The organism is Helicobacteraceae bacterium (assembly GCA_031258155.1).
Taxonomy (GTDB): domain Bacteria; phylum Campylobacterota; class Campylobacteria; order Campylobacterales; family SZUA-545; genus JAIRNH01.
Window position 1 is genome coordinate 97284 of record JAIRNH010000019.1, and the last position, 24657, is coordinate 121940.

26 protein-coding genes are annotated in these 24657 nt (G+C 50.6%); 7 read left to right on the forward strand and 19 right to left on the reverse strand.

Annotation, left to right across the window (positions count from 1 at the left end; all coding sequences use genetic code 11):
• Positions 1-13 precede the first annotated feature (13 nt).
• The 7 genes from LBF86_02905 to queA all read left to right on the forward strand — a co-directional run bounded on the left by LBF86_02905 (position 14) and on the right by queA (position 7362).
• Positions 14-1282: a 3-isopropylmalate dehydratase large subunit gene (locus LBF86_02905; GenBank protein ID MDR0664458.1), complete on the forward strand. Its 1269-nt coding sequence runs from the start codon at positions 14-16 to the stop codon at positions 1280-1282.
• On the forward strand, positions 1279-3294 hold the full coding sequence (locus LBF86_02910; GenBank protein MDR0664459.1) for an EAL domain-containing protein: 2016 nt from the start codon (positions 1279-1281) through the stop codon (positions 3292-3294). Before LBF86_02905 ends, LBF86_02910 begins: the two co-directional genes overlap by 4 nt.
• On the forward strand, positions 3291-4289 hold the full coding sequence (gene tsaD, locus LBF86_02915; protein ID MDR0664460.1) for a tRNA (adenosine(37)-N6)-threonylcarbamoyltransferase complex transferase subunit TsaD: 999 nt from the start codon (positions 3291-3293) through the stop codon (positions 4287-4289). Before LBF86_02910 ends, tsaD begins: the two co-directional genes overlap by 4 nt.
• A gap of 44 nt (positions 4290-4333) precedes the next feature.
• Positions 4334-5164, forward strand: coding sequence for a peptidyl-prolyl cis-trans isomerase (locus tag LBF86_02920; GenBank protein ID MDR0664461.1), 831 nt, complete (start codon positions 4334-4336; stop codon positions 5162-5164).
• 134 nt (positions 5165-5298) lie between these two features.
• Positions 5299-5634 (forward strand): Sec-independent protein translocase protein TatB, encoded by a 336-nt coding sequence (gene tatB, locus LBF86_02925; GenBank protein MDR0664462.1) that lies wholly within the window; start codon positions 5299-5301, stop codon positions 5632-5634.
• Positions 5627-6352, forward strand: coding sequence for a twin-arginine translocase subunit TatC (gene tatC, locus LBF86_02930; GenBank protein MDR0664463.1), 726 nt, complete (start codon positions 5627-5629; stop codon positions 6350-6352). The genes tatB and tatC overlap by 8 nt, the downstream gene beginning before the upstream one ends.
• Positions 6349-7362, forward strand: coding sequence for a tRNA preQ1(34) S-adenosylmethionine ribosyltransferase-isomerase QueA (queA, locus tag LBF86_02935; GenBank protein ID MDR0664464.1), 1014 nt, complete (start codon positions 6349-6351; stop codon positions 7360-7362). Before tatC ends, queA begins: the two co-directional genes overlap by 4 nt.
• 41 nt (positions 7363-7403) lie before the next feature.
• On the opposite strand, the gene LBF86_02940 is transcribed toward queA, so the two are convergent.
• The 19 genes from LBF86_02940 to LBF86_03030 form a co-directional block, all read right to left on the reverse strand.
• Positions 7404-8402, reverse strand: coding sequence for a radical SAM protein (locus LBF86_02940; GenBank protein ID MDR0664465.1), 999 nt, complete (start codon positions 8400-8402; stop codon positions 7404-7406).
• Between the two features lie 135 nt (positions 8403-8537).
• Positions 8538-8822, reverse strand: coding sequence for a DUF493 domain-containing protein (locus tag LBF86_02945; GenBank protein ID MDR0664466.1), 285 nt, complete (start codon positions 8820-8822; stop codon positions 8538-8540).
• Positions 8819-8995: a hypothetical protein gene (locus LBF86_02950; GenBank protein ID MDR0664467.1), complete on the reverse strand. Its 177-nt coding sequence runs from the start codon at positions 8993-8995 to the stop codon at positions 8819-8821. The genes LBF86_02945 and LBF86_02950 overlap by 4 nt, the downstream gene beginning before the upstream one ends.
• A gap of 55 nt (positions 8996-9050) precedes the next feature.
• Positions 9051-9770 carry a sulfite exporter TauE/SafE family protein gene (locus LBF86_02955; protein MDR0664468.1) on the reverse strand — a complete coding sequence of 240 codons (720 nt, stop codon included), beginning with the start codon at positions 9768-9770 and terminating at the stop codon, positions 9051-9053.
• 292 nt (positions 9771-10062) lie between these two features.
• Positions 10063-10629, reverse strand: a complete 567-nt coding sequence (locus LBF86_02960; GenBank protein MDR0664469.1) for an ATP-binding cassette domain-containing protein — start codon at positions 10627-10629, stop codon at positions 10063-10065.
• Positions 10619-10831, reverse strand: coding sequence for a tautomerase family protein (locus tag LBF86_02965; GenBank protein ID MDR0664470.1), 213 nt, complete (start codon positions 10829-10831; stop codon positions 10619-10621). Before LBF86_02965 ends, LBF86_02960 begins: the two co-directional genes overlap by 11 nt.
• Before the next feature lie 79 nt (positions 10832-10910).
• On the reverse strand, positions 10911-11684 hold the full coding sequence (locus LBF86_02970) for a 3',5'-cyclic-nucleotide phosphodiesterase (protein ID MDR0664471.1): 774 nt from the start codon (positions 11682-11684) through the stop codon (positions 10911-10913).
• A 1104-nt stretch (positions 11685-12788) separates the two neighbouring features.
• Complete coding sequence (locus LBF86_02975; GenBank protein MDR0664472.1) at positions 12789-13289, reverse strand: chemotaxis protein CheW; 501 nt, start codon at positions 13287-13289, stop codon at positions 12789-12791.
• Positions 13286-15598: a response regulator gene (locus LBF86_02980; protein MDR0664473.1), complete on the reverse strand. Its 2313-nt coding sequence runs from the start codon at positions 15596-15598 to the stop codon at positions 13286-13288. Before LBF86_02980 ends, LBF86_02975 begins: the two co-directional genes overlap by 4 nt.
• Positions 15599-15607: 9 nt before the next feature.
• On the reverse strand, positions 15608-16561 hold the full coding sequence (locus LBF86_02985) for a chemotaxis protein (protein ID MDR0664474.1): 954 nt from the start codon (positions 16559-16561) through the stop codon (positions 15608-15610).
• Positions 16562-16567: 6 nt separating this feature from the next.
• Complete coding sequence (locus LBF86_02990) at positions 16568-17293, reverse strand: hypothetical protein (GenBank protein MDR0664475.1); 726 nt, start codon at positions 17291-17293, stop codon at positions 16568-16570.
• 43 nt (positions 17294-17336) lie between these two features.
• Positions 17337-18359 carry an N-acetyl-gamma-glutamyl-phosphate reductase gene (gene argC, locus LBF86_02995; GenBank protein MDR0664476.1) on the reverse strand — a complete coding sequence of 341 codons (1023 nt, stop codon included), beginning with the start codon at positions 18357-18359 and terminating at the stop codon, positions 17337-17339.
• A 51-nt stretch (positions 18360-18410) separates the two neighbouring features.
• Entirely contained in the window at positions 18411-18848 is a 438-nt protein-coding gene (gene dut / locus LBF86_03000; GenBank protein MDR0664477.1) for a dUTP diphosphatase, read from the reverse strand.
• 123 nt (positions 18849-18971) lie between these two features.
• Positions 18972-20162 carry a VWA domain-containing protein gene (locus LBF86_03005; protein ID MDR0664478.1) on the reverse strand — a complete coding sequence of 397 codons (1191 nt, stop codon included), beginning with the start codon at positions 20160-20162 and terminating at the stop codon, positions 18972-18974.
• Positions 20159-20650, reverse strand: coding sequence for a transcription elongation factor GreA (greA, locus tag LBF86_03010; protein ID MDR0664479.1), 492 nt, complete (start codon positions 20648-20650; stop codon positions 20159-20161). Before greA ends, LBF86_03005 begins: the two co-directional genes overlap by 4 nt.
• A 375-nt stretch (positions 20651-21025) precedes the next feature.
• Complete coding sequence (locus LBF86_03015) at positions 21026-21256, reverse strand: hypothetical protein (protein ID MDR0664480.1); 231 nt, start codon at positions 21254-21256, stop codon at positions 21026-21028.
• A 71-nt stretch (positions 21257-21327) separates the two neighbouring features.
• Positions 21328-21756 (reverse strand): hypothetical protein, encoded by a 429-nt coding sequence (locus LBF86_03020; protein ID MDR0664481.1) that lies wholly within the window; start codon positions 21754-21756, stop codon positions 21328-21330.
• Positions 21757-21835: 79 nt separating this feature from the next.
• Positions 21836-23770, reverse strand: coding sequence for an acyltransferase (locus tag LBF86_03025; protein MDR0664482.1), 1935 nt, complete (start codon positions 23768-23770; stop codon positions 21836-21838).
• 86 nt (positions 23771-23856) lie between these two features.
• Positions 23857-24657 (reverse strand): hypothetical protein (locus LBF86_03030; protein ID MDR0664483.1); only part of this gene is annotated, 801 nt, incomplete at its 5' end.

The following is a 24657-nucleotide window of genomic DNA, read 5'->3' on the forward strand; positions in this document are numbered from 1 at the left end:
AAACGAGCGAGATATGGGGCTGACGATTACCGAAAAAATATTTTCCGATCACAACGGCGAAACGGCGCGGGCGGGCGAAATTGTCCGCGTTAAAGTAGATATGACAATCTCCAACGATATTACCATGCCGCTTAGTATTCGCGCGTTCGAGCGAGCCGGCGCGAAACGTCTCGCCGACTCGAATAGATTCGCGCTGTGTATGGATCACTTTATTCCCGCGCAAAATATCAACGCCGCCAACCAAGCGCGAATCAGCCGCGATTTTGCGCTAAAGCATGACCTGCCCTATTTTTTCGACGAAAAAGATATGGGAATAGAACACGCGCTCCTGCCGGAAAAGGGGCTGATTTCGCCGGGCGATATTATTATCGGCTCGGACAGCCACACCTGCACGCACGGCGCTTTGGGCGCGTTTGCCACAGGCATGGGATCGACCGATCTCGCCTACGCGATGGCGACGGGGACAAACTGGTTCAAAGTCCCCGCCTCGATCAAAGTAGAGTTGCGCGGCAAACCCGCAAAACATATCTACGGCAAAGACCTTATTCTTGAAACAATCGCTACGCTGGGCATTAGCGGCGGCACGTATAAAGCGCTGGAGTTCGTCGGCGACGCGTTAGAACATCTGGGTATGGACGATCGCTTCAGCCTCTGCAATATGGCGGTCGAAGCGGGCGCCAAAAACGGGATTATCGCCTGCGATCGCGTCGCCGAAGCGTTCTTGAGCGACAAAAAACTCGCTAGAAAACCCAAGATTTTCGCTTCGGACGCGGACGCTTCTTACGAACGGACGATTACGATCGACGCGGATAAAATGGAGCCTATCGTCGCCTTTCCGTTTCTGCCCGACAATAAGCGCGTCATTAGCGAAGCGGCTAGAATAGGCGTTAAAATCGATCAAGCGTTTATCGGCAGTTGCACAAACGGGCGCATAAGCGATCTAAGAATCGCCGCGAGTATCCTTAAGGGACGCAAAGTAGCCAAACGCGCGCGGCTTATCATCACGCCCGCCACGCAAAAGATCGCCCTGCAGGCGCAAAAAGAGGGGCTTTACGAGATATTCGCCGAAGCGGGCGCGCTGGTTAGCAATCCCACCTGCGGCGCGTGTTTTGGCGGCTACATGGGCATTTTGGGCGATAAAGAGCGGTGTATTAGCTCCAACAACCGAAACTTTGTGGGCAGAATGGGCGCTAATACGAGCGAAATCTATCTGGCTAATCCCGCGGTCGTAGCGGCAAGCGCGATCGCGGGCGAAATAACCGATCCAAGGAGTTTTTCATGAGCGACAATGGATTTGATTTAACGCTTTTAGGAATGAAAATCTTGTTTGTGGAAGACGATCACGGCGTGCTTGACTCGATCGCCAAAATCCTTGGACGTTACGTGAGCGAGCTTTACGTGGCGACAAACGGCAAAGAAGGTCTGCATATCTATTCGCTCTATAAACCGGACATAGTGGTAACCGACATCAAAATGCCCATAATGGACGGACTTAAAATGGCGCGGGAGATTCGCAACTTAAACCCCGACGCGCCCATTATTATCGTTTCGGCGTTTAACGAATCGGAGTATGTGGCAGGCGCGGTCGATCTGGGCGTTTGCCAATATCTTTTCAAGCCGCTGGAGCTTGAACGGCTGCTTGACGCGCTAAGAAAATGCGCGCGCGACATTTTGTTGAGGCGCAAAATAGAGGAAAAAACGGCGGAGTTGAACGCCAATCTTAAAATTTTGGCGGGCTACAAAAAGGCAATCGACATCGGCGCAATCGTGTCGAAATCAGACGCGAACAATAGAATCATAGACGTAAACGACGCCTTTTGCGCCGCGTTTGGCTATAAGCGCGAAGAGCTGCTCGGCAAAAGCTACAAAGAGATTGGAGGCGCGCTACACAACGCGAAAATCGCTAAATCGATCAAAAAGGCAATCGAGGATAAAACGGTTTTCAAAGGCGTAGTTCAAAACAAAAACAAGAACGGCGATCTAATCTACTTCAACTTGACAATCGCGCCTATAGTTGACGTGAGCGGCAACGCGCTGGAGTATATCGACTTGCGTCAAGATATTACGTCGATCGTTATGCGGCGCTATATCGACGATCTAACCGGATTGCCAAACAGAAACGCCTTAGAGCGCGATCTGCCGGACGCTCCGCGACCCGGGCTGTTTCTTTTGGATCTAGACGACTTCAACGAAATTAACGACGTTTACGGATCGAGGATCGGCGATCTGGCTTTGATCGAGATAGCTAACACGCTGCGCGATCACCTCGCCGCCTTAAGCGCCAAGACGAGGCTATATAGAATTTCGGCGGACGAATACTGCGTGTTAGCTTACGATCAAAGCGAGTGCGGCGGCGTAAGAATTTTCGCCGAGTCGCTTTTGAACCGCCTAGAGAACGTCGTTTTTAATCTCGACGGGTTTGAGATTCTTATAAACGCGAAGGTGGGCTACTCCATATCGAAAGCCGACGCGTTCTCCAAAGCGGATATGGCGCTTAGAGTAGCCAAACGCAAGCACAGAAGCTCGGTTTGCGCCGAGGACATGACGGATATTAGGCGCGAATTCTCGCAAAATCTGGAGTGGATCGCCAAGCTAAAAAGCGCGATCGCGGAAGATCGCGTCATACCGTTTTTTCAGCCCGTCGTCGATTTGAGAACGGGCGCGATCGTTCAATACGAATGCTTGATGCGAATTATAGAAAACGATTCGGTTATAGAGCCGCCGACGTTTTTGGCGATCGCTAGAAGAACTAGACAGTATCGCAGATTATCGCAAATCGTTATCGAAAAATCGTGCGAATACTTTTCGGACAAATCGCAGGATTTCAGTTTTAACGTCAGCATAGACGATATGTGCGGTTTTGAATTTAAAAAGCGCCTAAAAGCGACAATCGAGAAAAACGGCGTGGCGCGACGGCTCGTGATAGAGTTGTCCCAAAAAGAGCGGCTTGACGATTACCCCGAAGCTATGGAGTTTATAAACGAGTTCAGGGCGTTAGGGTGCAAATTTACGCTTGACGATTACGGCGCCGGTTACGCGAGCGCGAAAAACCTTATCGCCTTCAAGCCTGATTTTATCAAACTCGACAGTTCAATCTCCGGACGCATCGACGCGGAACGCGAAAGTTTGATCTATTGCGAAACGATCGCCGAATTTGCGGAGAAGCTCGGCGTCAGAACGATAGCCAAGCACGCGCACAGCGAAATAATTGGAAAATTGGCGAACAGAGTGGGAATAGGCTACGCGCAAGGGTTTTTCTACTCCAAACCGACAAAGAAGATCGGTTCCGAGTGATTTTAGCGATCGAGTCAAGCTGCGACGACAGCGCGATCGCGTTAATAGACAGGCAAAACCTCAACGTCGTTTTTGAAGGCAAAACGTCGCAAAACGACGCGCATAAGCCATTTGGCGGCGTTGTTCCCGAACTCGCCGCAAGGCTTCACGCGGAAAATCTGCCCAAGCTCTTGGAGGGCGCAAAGCCTCATTTCCCTCAGGTCGAGGCGCTCGCGGTTACAAACGAACCCGGATTAACCGTCGCGCTCGCCGAAGGCGTTATAATGGCTCAAGCGCTCTCTCTGGCGTTAAACAAGCCGATTTTGCCAATCAACCATATCAAAGGGCATATATATTCGCTTTTTATAGGTAAAGCCGACGATTTTCCTCTAAGCGCGGTTATGGTCAGCGGCGGGCATACGCTTATAATCGAAGCCGAAGATTTTGCTCGCGTAAGTCAGGCGGCGATCAGCCTTGACGACGCGTTTGGCGAGGCTTTTGACAAAGTGGCGAAAGCGCTGAGTTTAACCTATCCAAACGGCGCGGCGTTAGAGATCGCGGCGCGAAGCGGCGACGAGAATCGCTTTGATTTTCCGCTGCCGCTTAAAAACGATCCGCGTTTGGCGTTTAGTTTTTCAGGGCTTAAAAACAGCGTAAGGTTAGCGATCGAGTCGCAAAAAGCGATCGACGGGCAAACAAAAGCCGATATAGCCGCCTCGTTTCAAAAAGCGGCTATCGCGCATCTTTTAGACAAAACGCGCCGCTATATGCAAAAAGCGCGTCCAAAAAAAATGGGGTTAATCGGCGGGGCGAGCGCCAATGCCGCGCTACGCGATCGTTTTGGCGCGCTATGCGGCGAATTTGATTGCGAGCCGCTGTTCGCGCCGATCGAGTATTGCGGCGATAACGCGGCGATGATAGCCAGAGCCGCTATCGACGCGTATGATCGCGGACTGTTTTGCGATCCGTCGGAGATTAAGATTCGATCGCGCGTTTTACTTAGCTACGCGAATTAAGCCTATTCGCTCTTTTGTTAAAATACGCCCAAGAAGGAGAAACCGTGCGCTTTTTATCGCTTTTTGTATGTTTCGCGCTTGGCGCGTGCGCCCAAACGGTCAACGCGATTTCCGCGATCGCCGAAGGCGAGCCCATCACGCTTTACGAGATTGACGAGTTTGCCAAAACAAAGAAAATATCGAAAGCCGAAGCGCTTGAGTATCTGATCGATTCGCGTTTGCGCGAGGCGAAAATTAAAGAGCTTGGAATAAGCGCGGACGAGGAGGAGATCGACGCTAGAATCGATCTTATAGCCAAGCGCAATAATCTTGACGCGCAGACGCTAAAAGAGGTTTTGATCCGTCGCGGCGCGGATTTTGACGGCTACCGCGACGAGATAAAGGAGACGATTATAAACGAGAAAATAGCCGCGCAGGTTATAGGCGGCTCGCTAATACCCGTTTCGCAAGAGGAGATCGAGCGCTACTACAACGCAAATCGAGAAAAATTCTCGCAACCTAGCGAAATCGTCGTTATACAATACGCCTCTAAAGACGAGCGCGCGCTTCGCGCCGCCGCGCAAAACCCAATGGCTGCCGATCCGGCGGTAACGACGGCGCGGCAGACGCTGAAATCAAGCGAGCTTAATCCTAGATTGCTTTCCGTGTTAATTCAAACGCCGATCGGTCGTTTTACGCCAATTTTTCCCGCCGCCGATCGTATGGTTACGCTTATGGTTAGAGAAAAGCGAGGAAGCGTTCCAATGCCGCTAGAGAGCGTCAAAGACGAGATTGGCGACGCGCTTCGCGCCGACTACGAAGCGCGATCGATCGACGATTACTTCGCCAAAGCCAGAGCCAAAGCGCATATTTCTATTATCCGCGAGCCAAAATAGTTGTTTAACCCTCGCGCGGCAAGGGCGTTTTACTAACGCGGCGGCGTTTAAGAAAAGATTTTTACGCCGCGTTAAAGCAAAATGCCCTCGCAAGCGCGCTTAGTATAAAATCAGGCGCGACAAAAGGATTGCGAATGTTTGGAATGGGGCTTGGCGAGCTTTTGCTCGTCGCCGTCGTAGCGATAATTTTTTTAGGACCCGAAAAATTGCCGAGCGCTATGGTTAAAACGGCTAAGTTTTTTCGCGCGCTTAAAAAACATTTGAGCGAAGCCAAAACAGCCTTCGATCAGGAGATAAATCTTAGCGAGCTTAAATCGGAAGCGCTGGAATATAAAGAAAAACTAACAAGCGAAGTTTCTAACGCGATCGATAAACCAAAAATAGACGAAACCTCCCGCGAGGTGCGCGATCTATTCGGCGATCTAACGACGAACGTCAAAAAAACCGAAAACGAGATAAAAAATGCTTGAGGACCTAAAGCCTCATATAGCGGAGTTGCGAAACCGCCTTATTAAGATAATCGCCGCGCTTTTAGTCGGTTTTTTTATATGCTTTTATTTTTGGGAGCCCATACTAGCGTGGATCAGCCAGCCGTTAAAAGAGGCGCTTAACGAAAACGGCGAAGTGATCGCCTATCGAATGGGCGAACAATTTTTTACGGCGGTTCTCGTAAGTTTTTTCGCGGCGCTTCTGTTCTGTCTGCCGATCGTGTTTTATCAGATTTGGGCGTTTGTCGCGCCCGGACTTTACGACAACGAAAAACGTTTTGCCGCTCCGTTTGTGATCTGCGCCACGGTTATGTTTCTTCTTGGAGCGGCTTTTGCCTACTATATCGTTTTTCCTTACGGTTTTCACTATCTTGTCAATTTTGGCGAAAGCATTGTCGTTTCCAAAATCAGCATAGGCGAATATCTTGGCTTTTTTCTTAGGCTTATCTTTGGTTTTGGGCTTTCTTTTGAGCTTCCCGTCGTCTGCTTTTTCTTAGCCAAAATCGGACTTATAGACGACGCGTCTTTAAGAGGGTTTTTTCGTTACGCGATCATAATCATCTTTATTATCGCCGCCATCTTAACTCCGCCGGACGTATTAACGCAATTTTTGATGGCGGTTCCTATGATTTTGTTATATGCGGTTTCGATTTTTATCGTAAGAGCGGTTAATCCCGCGCCTAAAAAAGAGCAAAACTGAGCTTTCTGTTAGCCGATTACGACTACGATTTGCCCGAACATATGATCGCGCAAACGCCGATCGAGCCGCGTTCAAACGCGAAACTGCTAGTTTATGATCGCAAAGGCGATCGCGTCGCTCATACTATCGCGGCGAATCTATGCGATTTTATTTCGCCAAACCACGCGGTTATCTTTAATAACAGTCGAGTGTTTAAGGCTAGGCTTTTGGGTAAAAAACAAAGCGGAGGCAAGATCGAGGCGTTAATAACAAAGGGTAGCCAAGAGGGGGTATGGGCGCTAATCAAAGGCAAAGTAAGCGCCGCGACGCGGTTAATTTTTGACGGCGATTTGAGCGCCGAAGTTTTACGCGCGCAGAGCAACGGGGATCGACTTTTGAGATTTTACGAGGCGAACGAGGCGATAGGCTTTTCAAGACTTATAGAGATAATCGAGCAGATCGGCAAAACTCCCCTGCCGCCATATATCAAACGCGCCGCTAACGATCGCGACGCGACGAGGTATCAGAGTTGTTTCGCGAAAGTTTTAGGCAGCGTCGCCGCGCCCACCGCCTCTTTGCATTTCGATCCGCCTCTTTTAGAGCGCGTCAGATCGCGGCACAGGTGGGCTGAAATTACGCTCCACATAGGGCTTGGCACTTTCAAAGGCGTTGAAACGGACGATATACGCAATCACGTAATGCACCGCGAATGTTACGCGATTACTCCCGCCGCGCGAGAGATAATCGATTCCGACGCGCCAATTCTCGCGATCGGCACAACCGCCGCGCGGACGATCGAGTATTATGTAAGAACTAGGAAAATCGGCGGCGAATGCGATCTGTTTTTATATCCCGATAATCCTCCGCGCCGAACTAACGCGCTACTAACCAACTTCCATCTGCCTAAATCGACGCTATTTATGCTTGTCTGTTCGCTTATCGGCGTTGGAAAAGCAAAAGAGTTATACGCAATCGCAATCAAAAACGACTATCGCTTCTATAGCTACGGCGACGCTATGCTAATTTTATGATATTATGCGAAAAAGCTATAAAATCGGCGCGGCGCTATCGATTAACCAGATTGCTTAAAGTTTTCTTGGCTATGAATTGTGCTTGCGAGCTGACCGCAAGCGGCGTTTATGCGTTTGCCGCGCGAATCTCTTACGGTCGCCTCCAAACCGCTGTTTTGCAAACTATCCTTGAAACGCAAAAGCCGCTTCTTATCAATAGGCGCTATAGCGCCGCTCGTTTGGTTATACTCTAATAAATTGATCATCGCGTTTTCGCCGCTAAACCATTCGGACAATCTCTTTATGTCCGAAGCGTTATCGTTTATCCCGCGCAATAGCAGATAAGCTACAACCAGCTTCCTATTATGCCGTTTTGAATACGACAGAGCGGCTTTAACCGTCTCGTTTATATCCTCGTTGCGCATGCCTGGCATAAGATAATCCCTAACCTTTTGCGTCGTGGCGTGCAAAGATAGTATCAACTGAATTTTTATGTGTTCCTCTCGTATTTTCTTTAACTGTTTTATCGCCCCCGCCGTTGAAATACTAATACCGTCGGTGGGGAAATCAAGCCCGTTTCTATCCCTTAAAATATGAATTGCTTTTATCAGCGCGTCGTAGTTAAATAGCGGCTCGCCTATGCCCATAAATACGATTCTATTTACGCGCTCTTTTAAGCAGATAATCTGCTGAACGATCTCGCCCGCGCTCAGGTTTCTTATTAAGCCGTTTTTGCCCGATTCGCAAAATATACATCTTACGGGGCAGCCAACTTGAACGCTTACGCACGCGCTAACGCCCGTTCTGCGTTGAATGCAGACGCTTTCAATATACCTACTATCAAAAAGCTCAAAGACGTATTTCTTTGTCCGCGCGTCTTTGATCGCATTCTTTATCCATATAGAGCGGGCTTTTATAGCGGAGGCGTTTTTGTATAGACGCGAATATAGCGATTTGGCGTCGTTTTCGCCGACGCGCGCGCTAATTTCGTCGTAGGTAAAACTAAAGGGATCGCTAACAATATCCGCGATCGAGATTTGATCGCCATGAACGTTTTTCATAATTGACCTTCGGAGCTGTAAAACGCCTTCCTCGCATGCGAAGCCCCAATTCGAGATTTACGAGAAAAGTCGTTAAAAATCAACTATAAAAAAAACTTCATGCCTCCATTGTAACCGCTACTTGCTTAGGGTCGGCTATAGGATATGCAAGATCGCCTTATGCGATCGCAGGGAGTCAAAAAAGGCGAGCCGCTCGTTTTCATCTAAGACGATAACGCTCAGCTTCATACTGACAAAGCCGCCCTTCGAGCTTTTACGCGACGGGGCGAGCGTATGTTTTTTGCCGTTAAGCGCGTTTAACGTCGCTTCGCAAATAGCGTTTTCGTCGCGCCCGATCAAATGATAGCTCCACTCGCAGGGATAGGTTATTTTTGGTTTTTGGTTTAGATCGTAGCCGCTATTTTTATTTTTGCCGTTCACTTTGCCGCCCTTGATCGCCTAAGCGCGTCGGCGCTTTTGCTTTCGAGTTTTAAGTCGGATATAACCGTCGTTTTATCGTTCGCTTTCAGTATATCGCGCGCGATCAAAACTCCAACGCCCGTTTGAGCGTTTAGTTTAACCGTTTTCGCGCGCCCGTTAATAGCCGTATCCAACGGATTTAAGCGATCTTGGCGTTTCTCGCGGCGGTTACGCAAGGCGGTTTTGCCTCTACGCTACGAGCGCCTGCGCGGCGCGATAGAGCGTTAAAGCGCCCATAACTATCACAAAAACCGCCGCGATTTTCGCCGTCCAAGCGCGAAACTTAAGGTTTACCAAAACGCCCGCGAACAACCCGATCGCAAACAGCGACGGCGCGCTCGCCAAACCAAAAGCCGCCATAGCGCCCGCCGTTTTAATAGCGCTCGAAGCGTTAAGCGCCATAGCTATCGCCGCGTAAACCATACCGCATGGAATTAATCCGTTAAGAACGCCGATCAGATAAAAACTTGCCATATTTGTCGAGGAGATCAGCGCGCCGAAGGTTCGTCTGTATAGCGCCGAGCGTATCAGCGCGCCGTTTTCAAAAAACGCGAGCAAACGCGATCCAAAGAACAGCGCCAAGCCGATCGCGATCAAAACCGCGCCCAAAAATAGGGAAAAGATCGCTTTCGCGCTTGGCGAGGGCGTTAACAGCGAACCAAGCAACCCAAAAAACAAGCCGAGCAGAGCATACGAGCTAGTCCGCCCTAGCGCGTAAAACAGATGGGAGGCAATCTGCCTAAGTTTGCTAGCGCCGTTTAGTTTCGCGCCCGCGTAAGCGACGACAATCGGCGCGCACATGCCGATACAGTGTCCAAACGAAGCGGCAAGCCCAAGCGCGATAACGCCCCAAAGCGAGAAATCCGCGCTCATAACTTCGCTCATTACGTGATGCGTCGAGTGATCCAAAACCAAACCTTTGTCTCAAAATCGCGCGCATTCTAACAAACCCGCGCAAAATCGCCGCGCGACCACTCGATTTAGCGCCGCATATCGCCCGCGCAAACAAAACGGCAAGCGCGATCGCGATCGGTTTTGATTCGGTCTTTTACGCGCGGCGACGGACTAGCCGATCTCTACGATACGATCAAGCGCCAACCGGCAAGAGGATCGCGCGCGATCAGTAAAACGCCGACGCGATCTAGCAGCGAAAGGCGAAACGGGCGGTTTCGTCGTCTAAAACCGCGTTAGATTATACGAACTAGCCGATCTCTACGATACGATCCGCACACCAACCGGCAATAGAGAGATCGTGCGTGATCAGTAAAACGCCGACGCGATCTAGCAGCGAAACAAGTAGTTTCATTACCTCAAGTTGCGTCAGATTATCAAGCGCGCTAGTCGGCTCGTCGGCGAGAATCAATTCGGGCTTCATAAGCAAGGCGCGCAGGATCGACGCTCTTTGAAGCTGCCCGCCGCTTAATTCGTGCGGTTTGCGACTTAGCAAAGCGTAATCGATCGCCAGATTTTCGCAAAGCGCGGGCGCGTCGTCGAGCGGCGCGCAGTCGGCGATCTGATTTGCGATCGAGTAAGTAGGGTGAAAGGAGCTATACGGGTCTTGAAATATCCAGCTAAAACGCGCGGCTTTGATCGTTCCTTTTTTAGGTTTTAGTCGCCTCGCGATCAACTCCAAAAGCGTGGATTTGCCGCTACCGCTAGGTCCCGCTAACGCGACGACTTCGCCTTTGGCGATCGCTAAATCAAACCCGTTAAAAAGCGTTCGTTCGCCGTCGTATCCAAACTCCAAATCCCTTATTTCAAGCGTCATTATCCGTTTCCGCTTTGTCCAGATCGCTCAAAATCGTTTCGCCTTTAGCCCAATTTTCGCGCTCCACCTCGTCAAAAACAATATAGCAGGACGGTTTTGGCTTATTCGCCACGCGCTCCATCGTCTCGCTAAACGCTTTGGCGATCGCTCGCTTTTGCTCGATCGTAAGTTTTGAGGCTACCCTAACGTTGATATACGGCATATTCCGCCTCCGCTAAGTAATAATTAACGTTCGCTTCATGGTAAGCAAACGCGGTAAAATTCTAGCGATTTTAACCCGCCTAAAGCAAAATCAGCGCGCCGTCGCTAAGCGGTATCGCCTTTTTTGTGCGCTCAAAACTAGACAGCTCCCGTTTCAACGTCTCCATAAAATCGGGTTTGATATGGTTAACGTAAATAGTTACGTCCTCTCTCTTTAAACGTCCAAGCTCTTCGTTTAGCAGTTTCGGCGTTAAATGTCCGCTGTCTAAAGCGAGCTTTTCGTAATCGGACGGAAAAGACGCCTCGATAATGATCGAGGCTATATCCGTATCCTCGTTCAGTATGTCCCATATATTCGCGCATCTGCTAGTATCGGAGGTAAACATAATTTTTTTGCCCTCTTTTTCGATCACGTAACCGACGCTTTCAACGGCGTGATTGGTCTTAAACGGCGTTAGCTTAACGTCGTCAACCTCGTAGCATACGTTTGGCTCTATCTCGCGCATTATTATGACCGGATCGCTGGAGTTAAGTAGCGAGATCGCCGCGAAATTAGGCCATATCTCGTCGTTAAAAATATGTTTTTTAAGCGTTTTGACGGTGTGAGGCAAGCCGTATATATTGATCGGTCGATCGCGGGAGGCGAAAAAAGCGTCGATCAAAAACGGTAGATCCATAATATGATCGAGATGGCTGTGAGTTAGAAAAATATGATTGATCTCGTTTGCGCTAAATCCAAGCGGGCTTAATAGGTTTCCCGCGTCGATCGCTACGGAATCGCTGACCAGAAGAGAGGTCGTGGATTTATCGTTAAGCCGCCCCCCGTAAGCTCCCAGCATGGTTATGCCGCTCATTTTAGCTCCCGTTTTTCACTAAACGCGCATATCGCGCCAACTATCAAAGGTAAATCCCGCAAAATCGCCGCGAACGCCTTCGCTCGGTTTAACTCGAACGCTTTACAAACGGCGATCGCGCCCTCTCTTGACGGATTGCGAAATAATAGTATGACTTTCATAAGCGATAGGGCGCGACAAAACCGCGCAAACCTACGAAAACGTCTTTTGCCAGAAACCAAAGCGCCGAAATAACGGCGTAAAACGCGCGTAGGCGATAGGAAAGCGGGTATCCAGAGATATAGCGCCCGTTAGATTGGGGCGGATGGATAACGCGCGATCTTCTTTTCAGCTCGCGATACGCGCTCGCTACCGCGCTAGTCTTAAGTAGGTGGATTGCAGTGATAAGCGGTCAACTTCCGCCCCTAAAAAAGGCGTCTGTTTCGACGGCATTCTGGCAGATCGCGGGCGAGACCCCTCCCCCGTCCGAAAGAAAGGCGTTTGCTATTCGAAAAACGCTACCCTAAACGTCTTGAAAGGCGAGATCTCAATAAAAAAGGCGGCTTGCTATAAAAACGATGGCGCGCAAGCCGAAGGAACAAGCGAGACCCTCCAACAAAAAGGGGGCGTTTGCGCTTCGCGGGGTTTTGCCCTTGAGCGGAGCGGAGAGACCCCCCTAAGTCCAAAAATGTTTGCGCTATTGACGATACGCGCGGAAAAAGTCCCCGCTCCAAAAAAGCGTTTGTTTTCAGCGGCGCGGGCGCATATGCGGTTCATAAGCTCGCCTCGCCGCCGCGCGCTTCCAAAAAAGGCGCTAGTTCGGCGCGAAGCTAATTATCCGCAATAGCAAACGCGGCGGCTTGTAGCTTTCTGGAAAGGATTAACGCGGCGCTAAGCGGATTTTGTCGCGATCATTCGTATCTCCTATTGGCGAGACGAGCGATAATTGACGGCGTTGGCGCGCGGCAACGATAAGCGCCGATAAAGCTTTGGCGTTAGTAGCCGTAGTATTGGCGCTTTTACCGAATCGTTGAACGCGACTTTCCAGAGGGGCGGCGCGAACAATCAATTGACTGTACGCGCCGCATAAAGACAACTATCGCTTTGAATCAAAAACTTAAGACGCTAAAAGGCGCGCTTAAACAGCGCCTCTATGCGCAGTATTGTGATAATGCTATCCTCGCGTTTGCCAACGCCGTAGATATGATTATCGTCGCCGTCTAAGCTCTCCGGCGCCGGATCGATATCGGACTCTTTAAGACGAATCGTTTCGGTGAGTTTATCGATCACAAAACCGCTTACCTGATTTTTGTTGCGAATCACAATAAAGCGCGTTTCGTCCGTATAAGAGGATCGCTGTTCGTTAAATTTACGTTTTAAATCGATTAGCGGAAGCACGTTGCCGCGCAGATTAAACACGCCCACCACATAATCCGGCGTGGACGGAACGCGGATCGCGGCTAGCGGCTTGATAATCTCTTGGATAGAGAGAATTGGCACCGCAAACTCCTCCTCGTCCACCATAAAACAGACGAGTTGCACCACGTCTTCGTCGTGAGTAGGCGCGTTTTGCATTTTTTTTTGCTTCTGCTGATTTTGTATAACCTGTTTTAATTGCTCGCTCATGCCGTTAGCTCCGCGTTAAAATTGATGTTGCGCTTGACGACGTTCGTGAGATATTCGGGCGAATACGGTTTGGTGATGTATTCGGTCATGCCCGCCTCCACGCCGCGCATGCGATCGGTCTTGCCCGAGCGCGAGGTTACCGCGATAAGCGGCATATGTTTGAAGCGGCTGTATTTGCGAATCTCGCCGGCAAGCGTATATCCGTCCATTTTGGGCATCTCGATATCGATAAGGCAGGCGTCAAATTCATGCTCTACGCCTTTGACTATGCCTAAAGCCTCCACGCCGTCCGCCGCCTCGATAATCGTTAATCCGAGCGGAGCGATCGACTGGCGCATAATCGCGCGATCGGTTTTGGAATCGTCAACGATTAGTATTTTGTAGTCGCTCGATTTGCTCTTGGTTTTTGCCTTCGCCGTTTTAGCGGCTAATTTCGTCGCCGCGCTAGGCTTGGTCTTTTTCGCCATATTCATCAGCGCCGCCACATCGACAATCAGCGTTACGCCGCCGTCGCCGCGAACGGTCGCGCCCGCGATCCCTTCGATACCCTGTAGATACTCGCCAAGCGATTTGATAACGATCTCTTCCTGTCCCACCAGCGCGTCTACGATCAAACCCAGCTTGCTTTCGGCAAGCCCTAACACCACCACGTAGGTGTATTCGCCGCCGTCGATCACCTGTTCGACGCGGAAAATATCGGAGAGTTTAACAAGACTTAGCACCTCGTCGCGCAGTCTCATCACCGATCGCCCCTCGACGCTAAATATATCGTCCTCGTTTATGCGCACGGTTTCAAGCACGGAGCTTAACGGGATAGCGTAATACTCCTCTTGCGCGCCGACCATCAACGACTGAATAATCGCCAGCGTAAGCGGGATTTTCAGCTTGATCACCGTTCCCTTGCCAAGCTCGGAATCCACCTCGATAATGCCGTTTAGTTTTTCGATATTGGTTTTTACGACGTCCATACCCACGCCGCGACCAGAAACGTTGGTAACCTTTGCCGCCGTAGATAAGCCTGCTTTGAAAATTAGCGCGTAAGCCTCTTTTTGGCTCATCGCGTCCGCTTCTTTTTCGCCGATCAGCCCCTTTTCAAGCGCTTTGGACTTTAGCAGATCTGCGTCCAGCCCTTTGCCGTCGTCGGCGATCTCCACGACAATGCTGTTGCCTTCGTTATAGGCTTTTAGCTCCACTTTGCCCGTTTCCGGTTTGCCAAGTTTAACGCGCGTCTCCGTCGTCTCTATGCCGTGATCGGCGCTGTTGCGGATAATATGCACCAGCGGATCGCCGATCACCTCGACGATCGATTTGTCCATTTCGGTCTCTTCGCCGGTGATCTGCAGATCGATCTTTTTGTTTAGCTCGCGCGCTAGATCGCGAATCATTCGCGGAAACTTGTTGAACACCTTGCCGATCGCCAGCATTCTCGTTTTCATAACGGCGGTTTGCAGATCGGTCGTTACCATCGATATAGAGCTAACGACTTGATTTAGCTCCTCCAAAAACTTCTCGCCCTCGTAGCGCTCCTCTACGTCGTCGTAAATTTTAAGTAGGCGGTTCTTGCCTAACACAAGTTCGCCGATTAGGTTCATCAGGTGATCTAGGCGATTAACGTCAACGCGGATCGTCTGCTCGATCATCGACTCGCCGCTTTTATCGTCCGCTCGCTTAACGGCGGGCGCGGTTTTGGCGCCCGTCGGAGCTTGAGCGGGTTCTTGCGGAGGGGTAGGCGCTTGCGGCGCGACGACGGTTTTGGCTTCGCGTCGCTGTTTATCCTCCGCTTGACGGATCGCCAACAATCTCGCGATCTCGTCTTCGACCTCTTTATCGCTTAATTTGGAGTAATCCGGCTCCGCCTCGCCGCTTGGCGCGGGCGGCGGCGGGGTAGGCGCTTGCGGCGCGGCTACCGCAGGGTTCTGCCCTTTGCTTATAGCGTCTAGTTTCGCGACGATAGCGTCGATCGCAAGCCCGTGATCTTTGTCCGTTCCCGTATCGCGGATTTTTATAAGTAGCGATTTCATCGCGTCGATCGACTCTAGCACCACGTCCATTACGCTCGCGTCGATATTAAGCTCGCCTTTGCGGGCTATATTCAACACGTCTTCCATGTGGTGCGTCAGGTGCGTAAGCGCGTCGAAATTCAAAAACGACGACGATCCTTTAATGGTATGCGCGACGCGGAAAATGCCGTTTAGCAGATCTAGATCGTCCGGTCTAGTTTCAAGCTCGACCAGGTCTTGGTCGAGCTTCTCGATCATCTCAAAAGCTTCTAATAAAAAGTCTTGCGTTAATTCCTGTAGTTCGTCCATCACGTTTCCTCATTCTTGTTTGGCGTGGTTTTTAATAACGCGAACAATCTCCTCCACAAATTTGCTCGCGTCGAATTTGACGAGATAACTCTCGCCGCCCGCCGCTTTTCCGCGATTATCGCTCGAACGATCGCTGATCGACGAGTTAAATACGATCGGGATCGCCTGAAAACGCGCGTCGTCTTTCATACGCGCGGCGAAATGAAAGCCGTCCATACGCGGCATCTCCACGTCGGAAACGATAACGCGTAGCTCGGAGACAATCGTATCGTTTAATTTATCATACAACTCGTCTAATTTCGTAAGCGCGTCGGTTCCATCGACGGCTTCAATAACGCGCATGCCCATCTTTTCAAGCGCGTTTTTGACGATCTTGCGCGCCGTAGCGCTGTCGTCAATCACCATCGCCGAACCGTCGAAGCGCTCCACCTCTTGATCAACGTTGATTGTCGGGCGGTAAAGCCCTAAATCTTTCACGATGCTTTCAAAATCAAGAATCAGTAGCACGCTGTCGTCTTCGATCTTGGTTACTCCCGTAACCTTGTTGTGATCAAGCGATCCCTCCTCGCCGCTTGAAAAGGTGGCGGGTTCTATGTCCGCCCAGCTAATGCGTCTAATACGTTTAGCCTCGCTAACGATAAAACCTACCAGTATCCTGCTAAATTCGGCGATAATTACGCGGGATTGGGAGCGATTTTTTTCCGGCGTGGTTATGCCCATCCATTTGGCGAGATTAACCACCGGAATCACTACGCCGCGCAGATCAAAAATACCCTCGATATAATCAGGCGCGCCCGGAAGCTCGGTCAGTTGGGGAATTTTAATAATCTCCCTCACTTTGGCGACGTTTACTCCGTATATGCCTTCATACACCCGATCTCCCGCTTGCTTGTATATTCTAAAATCTACCAGCTCCATCTCGTTAGAACTTGTTTTCAGAACGGTTGCCGCGAGGTCCGCCATTTTCCATTACTCCAATTTCTCTTCGCGTAAAACCACGCCTTCTTTGTTTGATTGTATCCGAAGAAAACTTTTTTCGCAAGCAAACGACGCAATATTATAATAAACGCAATTTCGCGGCGCGAAAGGGTTTTCTCTAGAACTAAATCGGCAGTTTTGATGAAAATGTCCTTCGATCGTAACGTCCGCCGAACAAATTAAATCGCCAATTTTTTGAAAGCGCCGCCGTTTAAAATTGGGAATGTCGTATTTCAACCGCTTTGTAAACTGCCGTCTTTCTATCGATTTAAGCAGACGATTATCCCAAAAGTTGAGACTGAAAAAATGCGTAAGCCACAGTCCGATAGTCGTTCGCATAAACGCGGCGTAAATCGCGTAGCGAAGTTCGACGCGAAAATCGCCGTGAAGAAGCCAAACGCGATAACCCTCGAAGTTAAACGGCTTGGGTTGATCGCGCTTTTCGACGATATGGATCGCTCTATCAAGCGCGCCGCGAAGCATAAAATCGTGATTGCCCTCGAAATACCACGTCTCGACCCCGCTCGCGGCGATCTTGTTGATCGCCTCGATCAACGCTTTGTTGCGCTCTTTGGAGTAGGCTAGTTTTCCAATAAGCAGATCGCTTATATCGCCCATCAAAAAGAGCTGGCGCGTCTGTATATCGCCGCGCGCGATCGCCTCTAGCGGCGCTAAAACCTCCGTTCGTCCAAGCGGGTTGTAGTGAGAATCCGCCAAAAATATCGCGCCTTCCGCAATATCGGGCGCGCCTTTGAAGGGATCACGGCGCATAGGCGATTACGGGAAGCGCCGTTTCGTATGGCAAAGCGGCGACAAGATTGGCGTTCGCGACCGCCGAGCTTGCGGCGCCGCGCAGCAGATTATCGATCGCCGTTTGGACAAGGAGCGCGTCGCCTTTAACGCGGGCGAAAAGATCGCAGTAGTGCGTTCCAGCGACCCATTTAATCTGAACGCTTTCCTCTCGAACGCGCACAAAGGCGTTATCGGCGTAAAACTCGCGCGCCGTTTGCGTCGGATCGTCGATCGGCGTTTTTAAGCGCAGATAGACGGAGGCGAGCATTCCGCGCGTAATCGGCAGTAGGTGCGGCGCGAAAACGATCGAAATCGGCGTTTTTGCCGCGACGGATAGTTTTTCCTCAATCTCCGGCGCGTGGCGATGGACGATCGGGCTGTAGGTGAAACAGTTTTCATTGACGGTTACAAAGTGCGTGCGTTCGACGCACTGCTTGCCCGCGCCGGAGACGCCGCTTTTCGCGTCGATAATAATAGGCGCGCTTAAATCCGTATAGGGCAGAAAGGGTAACGCCGCCAAAATCGACGCGGTGGGATAACAGCCCGGATTGGCGATCAGTTTGGCGTTCGCGATCGCTTCGCTTCCGACAAGCTCGGGCAGACCGTAGATCGCCGATCGCAAATTTTCCGCGTCGTCGTGCGAAACGCCGTATGTATTCTCGTAAGTCGCCTGTTCTAGGCGGTAATCGGCGGAGAGATCGACGACTTTTACGCCTCGCGCTATAAGCTCTTTAGCCAGAGCCGCCGCGCGTTTATGCGGAACGGCGAGAAAGGCGATCTTAGCGCTAGCGGCGATCGCGCTTGGATCGCTTTTTTGTATGTTAGCGTCGATAACGCCGCGCAAACTTGGGTGCGCCTCTTGCGCCGCTATAGCGCCTTCGCTTCCGCCTAGAAACGCGATCTCAAAATACGGGTGGTTCAGCAAAATCTTGATCAATTCCAAGCCGGTATAGCCGCTCGCGCCGATCACGGCTACGGGGATTTTACTCATATTTCAGCGCTCCTAAAACCGGCGGCGCGGATCGCGTTCGCGCGATCTTGCTCATATTCCCGTGCTCCCGAAGCCGCCCGCGCCGCGTCTGGTTTCGTCTAGTTCGTCCGTCGTCTCGAAATCGGCGCGCAGAACGGAGGCGATAATCGCCTGAGCGATCCGATCGCCCTTATTGATCTTGAATGTTTGCCGATCGGCGTTAAACAGGATAATCATCAACTCGCCGCGATAGTCGCTATCGACGGTGCCGGGGGTATTCAGCACGGTAACGCCATGCTTTAGCGCTAGCCCGCTTCTTGGGCGCACCTGCAACTCGTAGCCGATCGGCAGCGCGATCGCAAGCCCCGTTCTTACCAGCGCCCGATCTCCCGAAGCGATCTCCGTATCCTCCAGAGCGTGCAGATCAAAGCCCGCCGCGTTGGCGCTCTGATATTGCGGAATCAGCGCGTCGGGACTTAGCCGCCTAACGCGAATAATCGGATTAGCCAAAAGCGATCTCCTTGCGATGAATCGAGGCGGTTTCAAACTCGTCAATTCCGCTTGGCGCGTTCGCGCGTTCGTTTCGTCGCTCCGACTTTTGAGCGAAAACTTTAGCCGCCTTGTTTTTTCGGATCACTTTCGCACCTGCTCTTTTAGCGTTCTCGCGACCGCGCGATCGAAGCTGTCGCCCTTGGGCGACTCTTTCGCCGCCGCCTGCGCGATAAAAGCGTCTCGCTTCGCGATCGCCGCCGCAAGCTCTTTAGAGAGCGTCTCGCGCGCTTTAATCTGTTTGTCGATAAACGCCTCTTTCTCTTTCGCCGTCATCTTGCGCATATTTTCGGGCAGCTTATCGGAGGCGATATCCTCTAGCTTTATCCGCTTGGCTTCGATTTCCTCTACCAGATCGCCGCCGCCCGTTATTACGCCCAAGCCGTCGCTTTGATTATTGACAAATTTTGAGGTTTCAGCCGCGATGGACGGGCTCGCCTCGCTATAGGAATCGATCTTGTCTTGCGCGATCTCGCGCTCCCTAGCCGCTCCGTAAGGAATTACAGTGGAGTTTAGCTTGCGTTGAATAATGATAATCTCGTCGTCGTAGGGCGTTTCGATCACAATCACCCGCCCGCCGTCTTGCGGGATCGCTATATACTCTCCCTTGCCAAGCCGCGCGATTTCACGCCAGATTACCCGCGTGGAGTCTAACTCGCCCGCCTGAACGGCGTTTATGATAATGCCGCGTTGATTCGCCTCCGCTATGACCTGCGGATATTTGCGATCTTGCTTGTAGTCCATATGCGGCGGCGCGTCGCCCACGAGGAAAATAATGCGCGTTCCGACTTTCGTTTCCGTCCAGCCCATCTTTGTTACGGCTATATCCAACGCCTCGTTTACCGATTCGGGCATGTCGCCGCCGCCCGCGGCTTCAAAAGCTAAAAGTTTGGCGTAAATATCCTGCGCGTCGGCTGTGAGCGGATAGTAGCGAACGACGTATTCGTCGCCTATATCCCGATAGCCGATCAGCCCTAAGCGAATATGCGCGTTGGGGTTTTGATCGATAATCGCGTTGGCGATCGACCATATTTTGCGTTTTGCCCCGTCGATTAAGTTTGCCATCGATCCCGTCGTATCCAACACAAACGCGACGTCGACCAACGTTTTATCGGGAGTTGGTTTTACTACGTCGATCGCGTTCGCGCTAAGCGCCGAAAACGCGATCGTAGCCAACGCGACCGTTATTTTTGTTCTTATCGTCGCCGCGATAGCGGTTTTTGCCTTTGCTATCATCGTTTTATCCTTTCGTTTCGTCGTTTGATCGCCTCTCATATAAACGCTTTTTCGTCAAAGGCGATTTTGACGATCTCAAACTCTTTGATCCCGTTTGGCAGATCGGCTACCACGTCCGCGCCCTCCTCTTTGCCGATCAGCGCGCGAGCGAGCGGCGATCCAAACGAAATTAAACCTCGCGCCGCGTCGCTCTCGACGGAGCCTACGATCGTATATGCGACCTCGTTTTCCGTCTCTAAATCGAGCAGGGTTACGGTCGATCCAAAACTAACGCGCTTGTGAGGAAGGGTGGAGGGATCGACCACCTGCGCCTTGGCGATAAATCCCTCCAACAGCGCCACGCGCTTTTCAAGATGGCTCATCTTCTCTTTGGCGGCGTGATATTCGGCGTTTTCCTTCAGATCGCCAAGTTGCGCGGCGATCTGAATCTCGCGCGCGACGTTGGCTCGCTCTACGTTCTTTAGACGCTCCAACTCTTTGGCGATCTTTTCAAAACCTTTGGGGGTCATTGGCTCTTTATCAAGCATCGCGTTCCTTTTACGCGCATTTTAGCCGCGCCGCGCTTAGCGACCTATAAAACGCCGCGCTTGCTAAAGCGCGCAAAAAAACGTTTAGCGCCGCCGTAAAGCGCGATCGACGCCAATTACGCGCGCTAACTTAACAAATCTTGTCGGCGCGAGAGCCGCCGTTATAATCGGCGTTTCTCGTTCCTAATATTTTCTTAACGCGACTCTAAAAACAAAAATAAAGACGCTATCGCCCAGCCCTCGCGTTTATATCGCCGTTTTTTTATTGCGTTTTCTAATGAAACGTTAACGTCGGATTGTTCGCCAATCTTGGATATATTCGTCTGTCTCCCGCTTCAAAACGGCAATCGCGAAAACAGCGCGATTAAAATTGCTTTAAGCCACAATATTCAACGCGCTTCCCGCGCCCCGTATTTTATAAGCGTCCGTTAATATACTCGTCGGCATATCGTATTGCGCTATTAGTAGCTTTTGAGCTTTGTCCGAGCGATTGGAAAAATCGTCTCGTTCAATATATGTTTTAAGCCTTTGCGCATTATCCTCTAGCGGTCGAATATATTCGGCGCTAGTTTTGTTATAGTAGGCGACTTGTTCTGCAAGCGCCATTTTCATATCCTAGTTATACAGCGCTTTCTATACGTCGCCGCCATATTTCGCGCGCGCAATATCTAAAATTTTTATCGACTCTTCATAATACACGGCGGTTTCAAATATATCTGATTTGCGAAAATCATTATGAGCGCGAGCGCTAATATCCTTATTTTGAAAAGGCGACTTTTCGCCATAATAAAATTCGTCATGACGCCAGCTTGAAAAAACGGCGTCGATAAACGTCTAGTAATCTTCGGCGGTATTGATGCGGCGGATAGAATATTGGTCGCTTCGTAATTTGTTTGCATCCGCTTTTCGTTAATCTGCGCATATTGCGACAGATCGAGAGCGATTCTTACTTTATTAACGCTCTCGTAATATTTCCGCGCCCAATTGGATGCGTTATCGGGCGCTTCGCCGGTTGTTTCGCCGATCTTTTGCTTAGCGGGATTGACGACTTTTTCGCTTTGCGCGCCTACCAGCGGCTGATAATATGCCGTCGATACCGCGTTCATCTAACCTCTTTTATGTTTATTTTGAAGATCGACGCCTTAACGATAACTTTGAATGAATCGCTTAGACGTATAGCCGCGCTTAGCGATTTTGCGCCTTAAATGGCGCGAAGGTCGGATTATTCGCTAAGAGCGAACCTATATGCTTTGCCCCCGCTTCGGTCAAATGCGCGCCGTCGTAGGAGATCAGCAGTCCTTCGGGAGTAAAAATCGGGCAGGAGGAGGACTCCTCGCCGCAAAGAGCGGCGCGCAGATCGATAAACTTTACCCTCGTCTGGTTTGCAAACGCCTCTTTCATAATCGCGTTGCTCTCTAAGTAGCCCGCCGAGACCTCGTTGCGTAAGAGAGATCGCTCTTTAAGCGGAATATCTAAATAATTTTTTACGTCGATCGCGCCGAAGTTTTTGCTTCCTATCACGATAATTGTCGTCGTTTGCGCGATGCGCATATTATCGATCGTCCGCGTTAGACGTTCCGCCGACCACTTTGCCCAGTTTGCCGCAAAAATAACTATATCCGCCCGCGACAAAAGCCTATCTTGAAGCGATACAAACCGATCGTTATATACCCTTGCCTCGCATAGCGGTTTATTGGCTTTGTCGATAAACGCGAACGGATCCTCTTCGCCTCTATAAACCTGACAAATCGCCGCGACGTAGCTCGCGCAAAATTCAGCGTCGCCGAAAAAACCGGCTTCCAAAATAATATTATAAAAATCTTGCGAGAAGCTATCGCCGATAATTAAAACTTTTGTCCGATTATCGTCGCTAAAGCCTATTCGTTTATATGGCGCGTCGTAGCGATTGGTAACGTAATTTGTTCTCGCGCTTAAGGTTGTAAACAGATCGATTTCGTCCGTATTAAACCGCCAAGGCGCTCCTTTTGATATCGCCCCCCCCCCCCCCACAACTCCAATCAACGCCGCTCCCGCGAACGAAAGGGCAAAAACCTGTTTGCGGCTTAAAAAAGCTTGGTTTCTAAAGGGTTTTTCAATATAGCGCCAAGAGAGATAGGCGATCGCTAACGAGAGCGCTATTAACGATAAGAAAGCGCCCGCGGATTGAACGCCGTAAATACGAGCGAACGCAAATATAATCCAATGCCATAAATAGAGGCTGTAACTGATCAGCCCTACGCCTACTAACCATTTAGAGCCGAGCGTCCGAGCGATCGTAGTATAGGGCGAGACGAATAGAATAACCAAAACCGCGCCGATCGCGGCTATTGGCGCAAAGCGGCTGGGATAGGGCGATTCGTCGATCCTTAGACACGATCCGACTATCAGCGCAAAGCCTAATAAAGAGCAAGTTTCAGCTATTAAACGCGGCGGATCGCTCTTGCGGTAACGCGATAAATACGTCGCGCACAGCGAACCAAAAAGTAGCTCCCAAACGCGAGCGATAGTATCATAAAACAGCCTAGGGCTTCCGCTTAGACGAACCCAAACTTCCGAATAGGCTAGACTTAGCGTAACGGCGATTAAAATAAGCGCTATAAAAAAAGCGTATCTTAAACGATATAAAGCTCCCTTTTTGAAACCGACGCACAACTTCCAAATTAACGTCGCCGCGAGCGGAAAAAGCAGATAGTATTGCTCTTCGACCGCCAAGCTCCACGTATGCAGTAGCGGCTCTTGATTCGATTGCGGTCCAAAGTATTCGGTATGTATCCAGAAAAAATAATTCGACGTAAACAGCAGCGAGCTGATCGCGCTTTTAGATAAGCGTTCTAATTGATCGGGCAAAAGAGTGAAATACGCGATCGGCGCGACGCACAGAAGCATAACAAACAACGCGGGCAGAATGCGTCTTGCTCTGCGTTCGTAGAAAGAGGCGATCGAGAAGGTTTTTTCGTCAAGCTCTTTTATGATGATCGTCGTTATCAGGTATCCGCTTATAACGAAAAAAATATCTACGCCGATAAAGCCGCCTTTTATCCACGTAAAATCGGCGTGAAACAATACGACGGACGCGACGGCGACGGCGCGCAACCCGTCTATTTCTTTGCGATAAAGCATGAGCGTCCTCGATAAAGTTTGCGGCATTTTACAAAACCGCGCTTAACTTTTTAGCTCGGCGACGCTCTATTCGCAACGCCTAGTTTTTACGCGAATAAAAAGAGAATAAAAACGCCAAGAACAAGCGGCGAAAGTATAAACAGGGCGTTTGTTCGGTTAAAGGGTCCTAAAACCATTTCATATAAAAGCGTTTCCCACCTGTCCTCGCGCTTCACCGGTTCTTCGGGGCGTCTGACTTCGGGGTCGGACAAAAACGCTCCCCAAATCATTACCCCCACCCCAAACGGGACTATCGCGCACAAAGCCGCAAATATAAACGACGTAGCGACGTCATTTAAGCCGTTCGTTTCCGCAAATACCGCGCTAGCGCCAATAATCCCGAAAAAGACGACGAACGGATACCTAAACATATTGCCCGCAAACTCCAAAATATGACCGCGCCATCTTTTAGGCTTTTCTTCGTCTTTTCCGTTAGTATCGGCGCTTGTTTTCAAATACTCGTTTGGAATCGCTCCCTCTTGCTTTTGTCGTCTGACTTTCAGCGTTATCGCTACGGAAAAAAGTATCAAAAGCGTCAATCCATTGACGATAAGGGCGAGGGGCGTTACGTCGCCGCTGTCTTTGATGAAAATAATGTCCAGCCCAATACCGCCAACGCCTATAAGGAAGAACGGTATAAACACAAGGTCTATGCCGCCGCCGGAACCCGAACCTCCGCCGCTAGAGCCTCTTGATCGAAACCAACCTCTTGCGCCGCCCGAGCGAAACCCGCCGCCGCGTCCGCTTGAACTCGATCTACCGCCAAAGCTACGACCTCTGGAACCGCGTCCCCCAAAACTCCGCGAGCCGCTCGATCTGCCGCCTCTGCCCATATCAACGCCTCCTTT

Coding starts and splice junctions, on each gene's coding strand:
- LBF86_02905 (MDR0664458.1), top strand. CDS start 14: ATGGGGCTGACGATTACCGAAAAAATATTTTCCGATCACAACGGCGAA.
- LBF86_02910 (MDR0664459.1), top strand. CDS start 1,279: ATGAGCGACAATGGATTTGATTTAACGCTTTTAGGAATGAAAATCTTG.
- tatB (MDR0664462.1), top strand. CDS start 5,299: ATGTTTGGAATGGGGCTTGGCGAGCTTTTGCTCGTCGCCGTCGTAGCG.
- tatC (MDR0664463.1), top strand. CDS start 5,627: ATGCTTGAGGACCTAAAGCCTCATATAGCGGAGTTGCGAAACCGCCTT.
- LBF86_02940 (MDR0664465.1), bottom strand. CDS start 8,402: ATGAAAAACGTTCATGGCGATCAAATCTCGATCGCGGATATTGTTAGC.
- LBF86_02960 (MDR0664469.1), bottom strand. CDS start 10,629: ATGACGCTTGAAATAAGGGATTTGGAGTTTGGATACGACGGCGAACGA.
- LBF86_02965 (MDR0664470.1), bottom strand. CDS start 10,831: ATGCCGTATATCAACGTTAGGGTAGCCTCAAAACTTACGATCGAGCAA.
- LBF86_02970 (MDR0664471.1), bottom strand. CDS start 11,684: ATGAGCGGCATAACCATGCTGGGAGCTTACGGGGGGCGGCTTAACGAT.
- LBF86_02975 (MDR0664472.1), bottom strand. CDS start 13,289: ATGAGCGAGCAATTAAAACAGGTTATACAAAATCAGCAGAAGCAAAAA.
- LBF86_02980 (MDR0664473.1), bottom strand. CDS start 15,598: ATGGACGAACTACAGGAATTAACGCAAGACTTTTTATTAGAAGCTTTT.
- LBF86_02985 (MDR0664474.1), bottom strand. CDS start 16,561: ATGGCGGACCTCGCGGCAACCGTTCTGAAAACAAGTTCTAACGAGATG.
- argC (MDR0664476.1), bottom strand. CDS start 18,359: ATGAGTAAAATCCCCGTAGCCGTGATCGGCGCGAGCGGCTATACCGGC.
- LBF86_03005 (MDR0664478.1), bottom strand. CDS start 20,162: ATGAGAGGCGATCAAACGACGAAACGAAAGGATAAAACGATGATAGCA.
- greA (MDR0664479.1), bottom strand. CDS start 20,650: ATGCTTGATAAAGAGCCAATGACCCCCAAAGGTTTTGAAAAGATCGCC.
- LBF86_03015 (MDR0664480.1), bottom strand. CDS start 21,256: ATGGCGCTTGCAGAACAAGTCGCCTACTATAACAAAACTAGCGCCGAA.
- LBF86_03020 (MDR0664481.1), bottom strand. CDS start 21,756: ATGAACGCGGTATCGACGGCATATTATCAGCCGCTGGTAGGCGCGCAA.
- LBF86_03025 (MDR0664482.1), bottom strand. CDS start 23,770: ATGCTTTATCGCAAAGAAATAGACGGGTTGCGCGCCGTCGCCGTCGCG.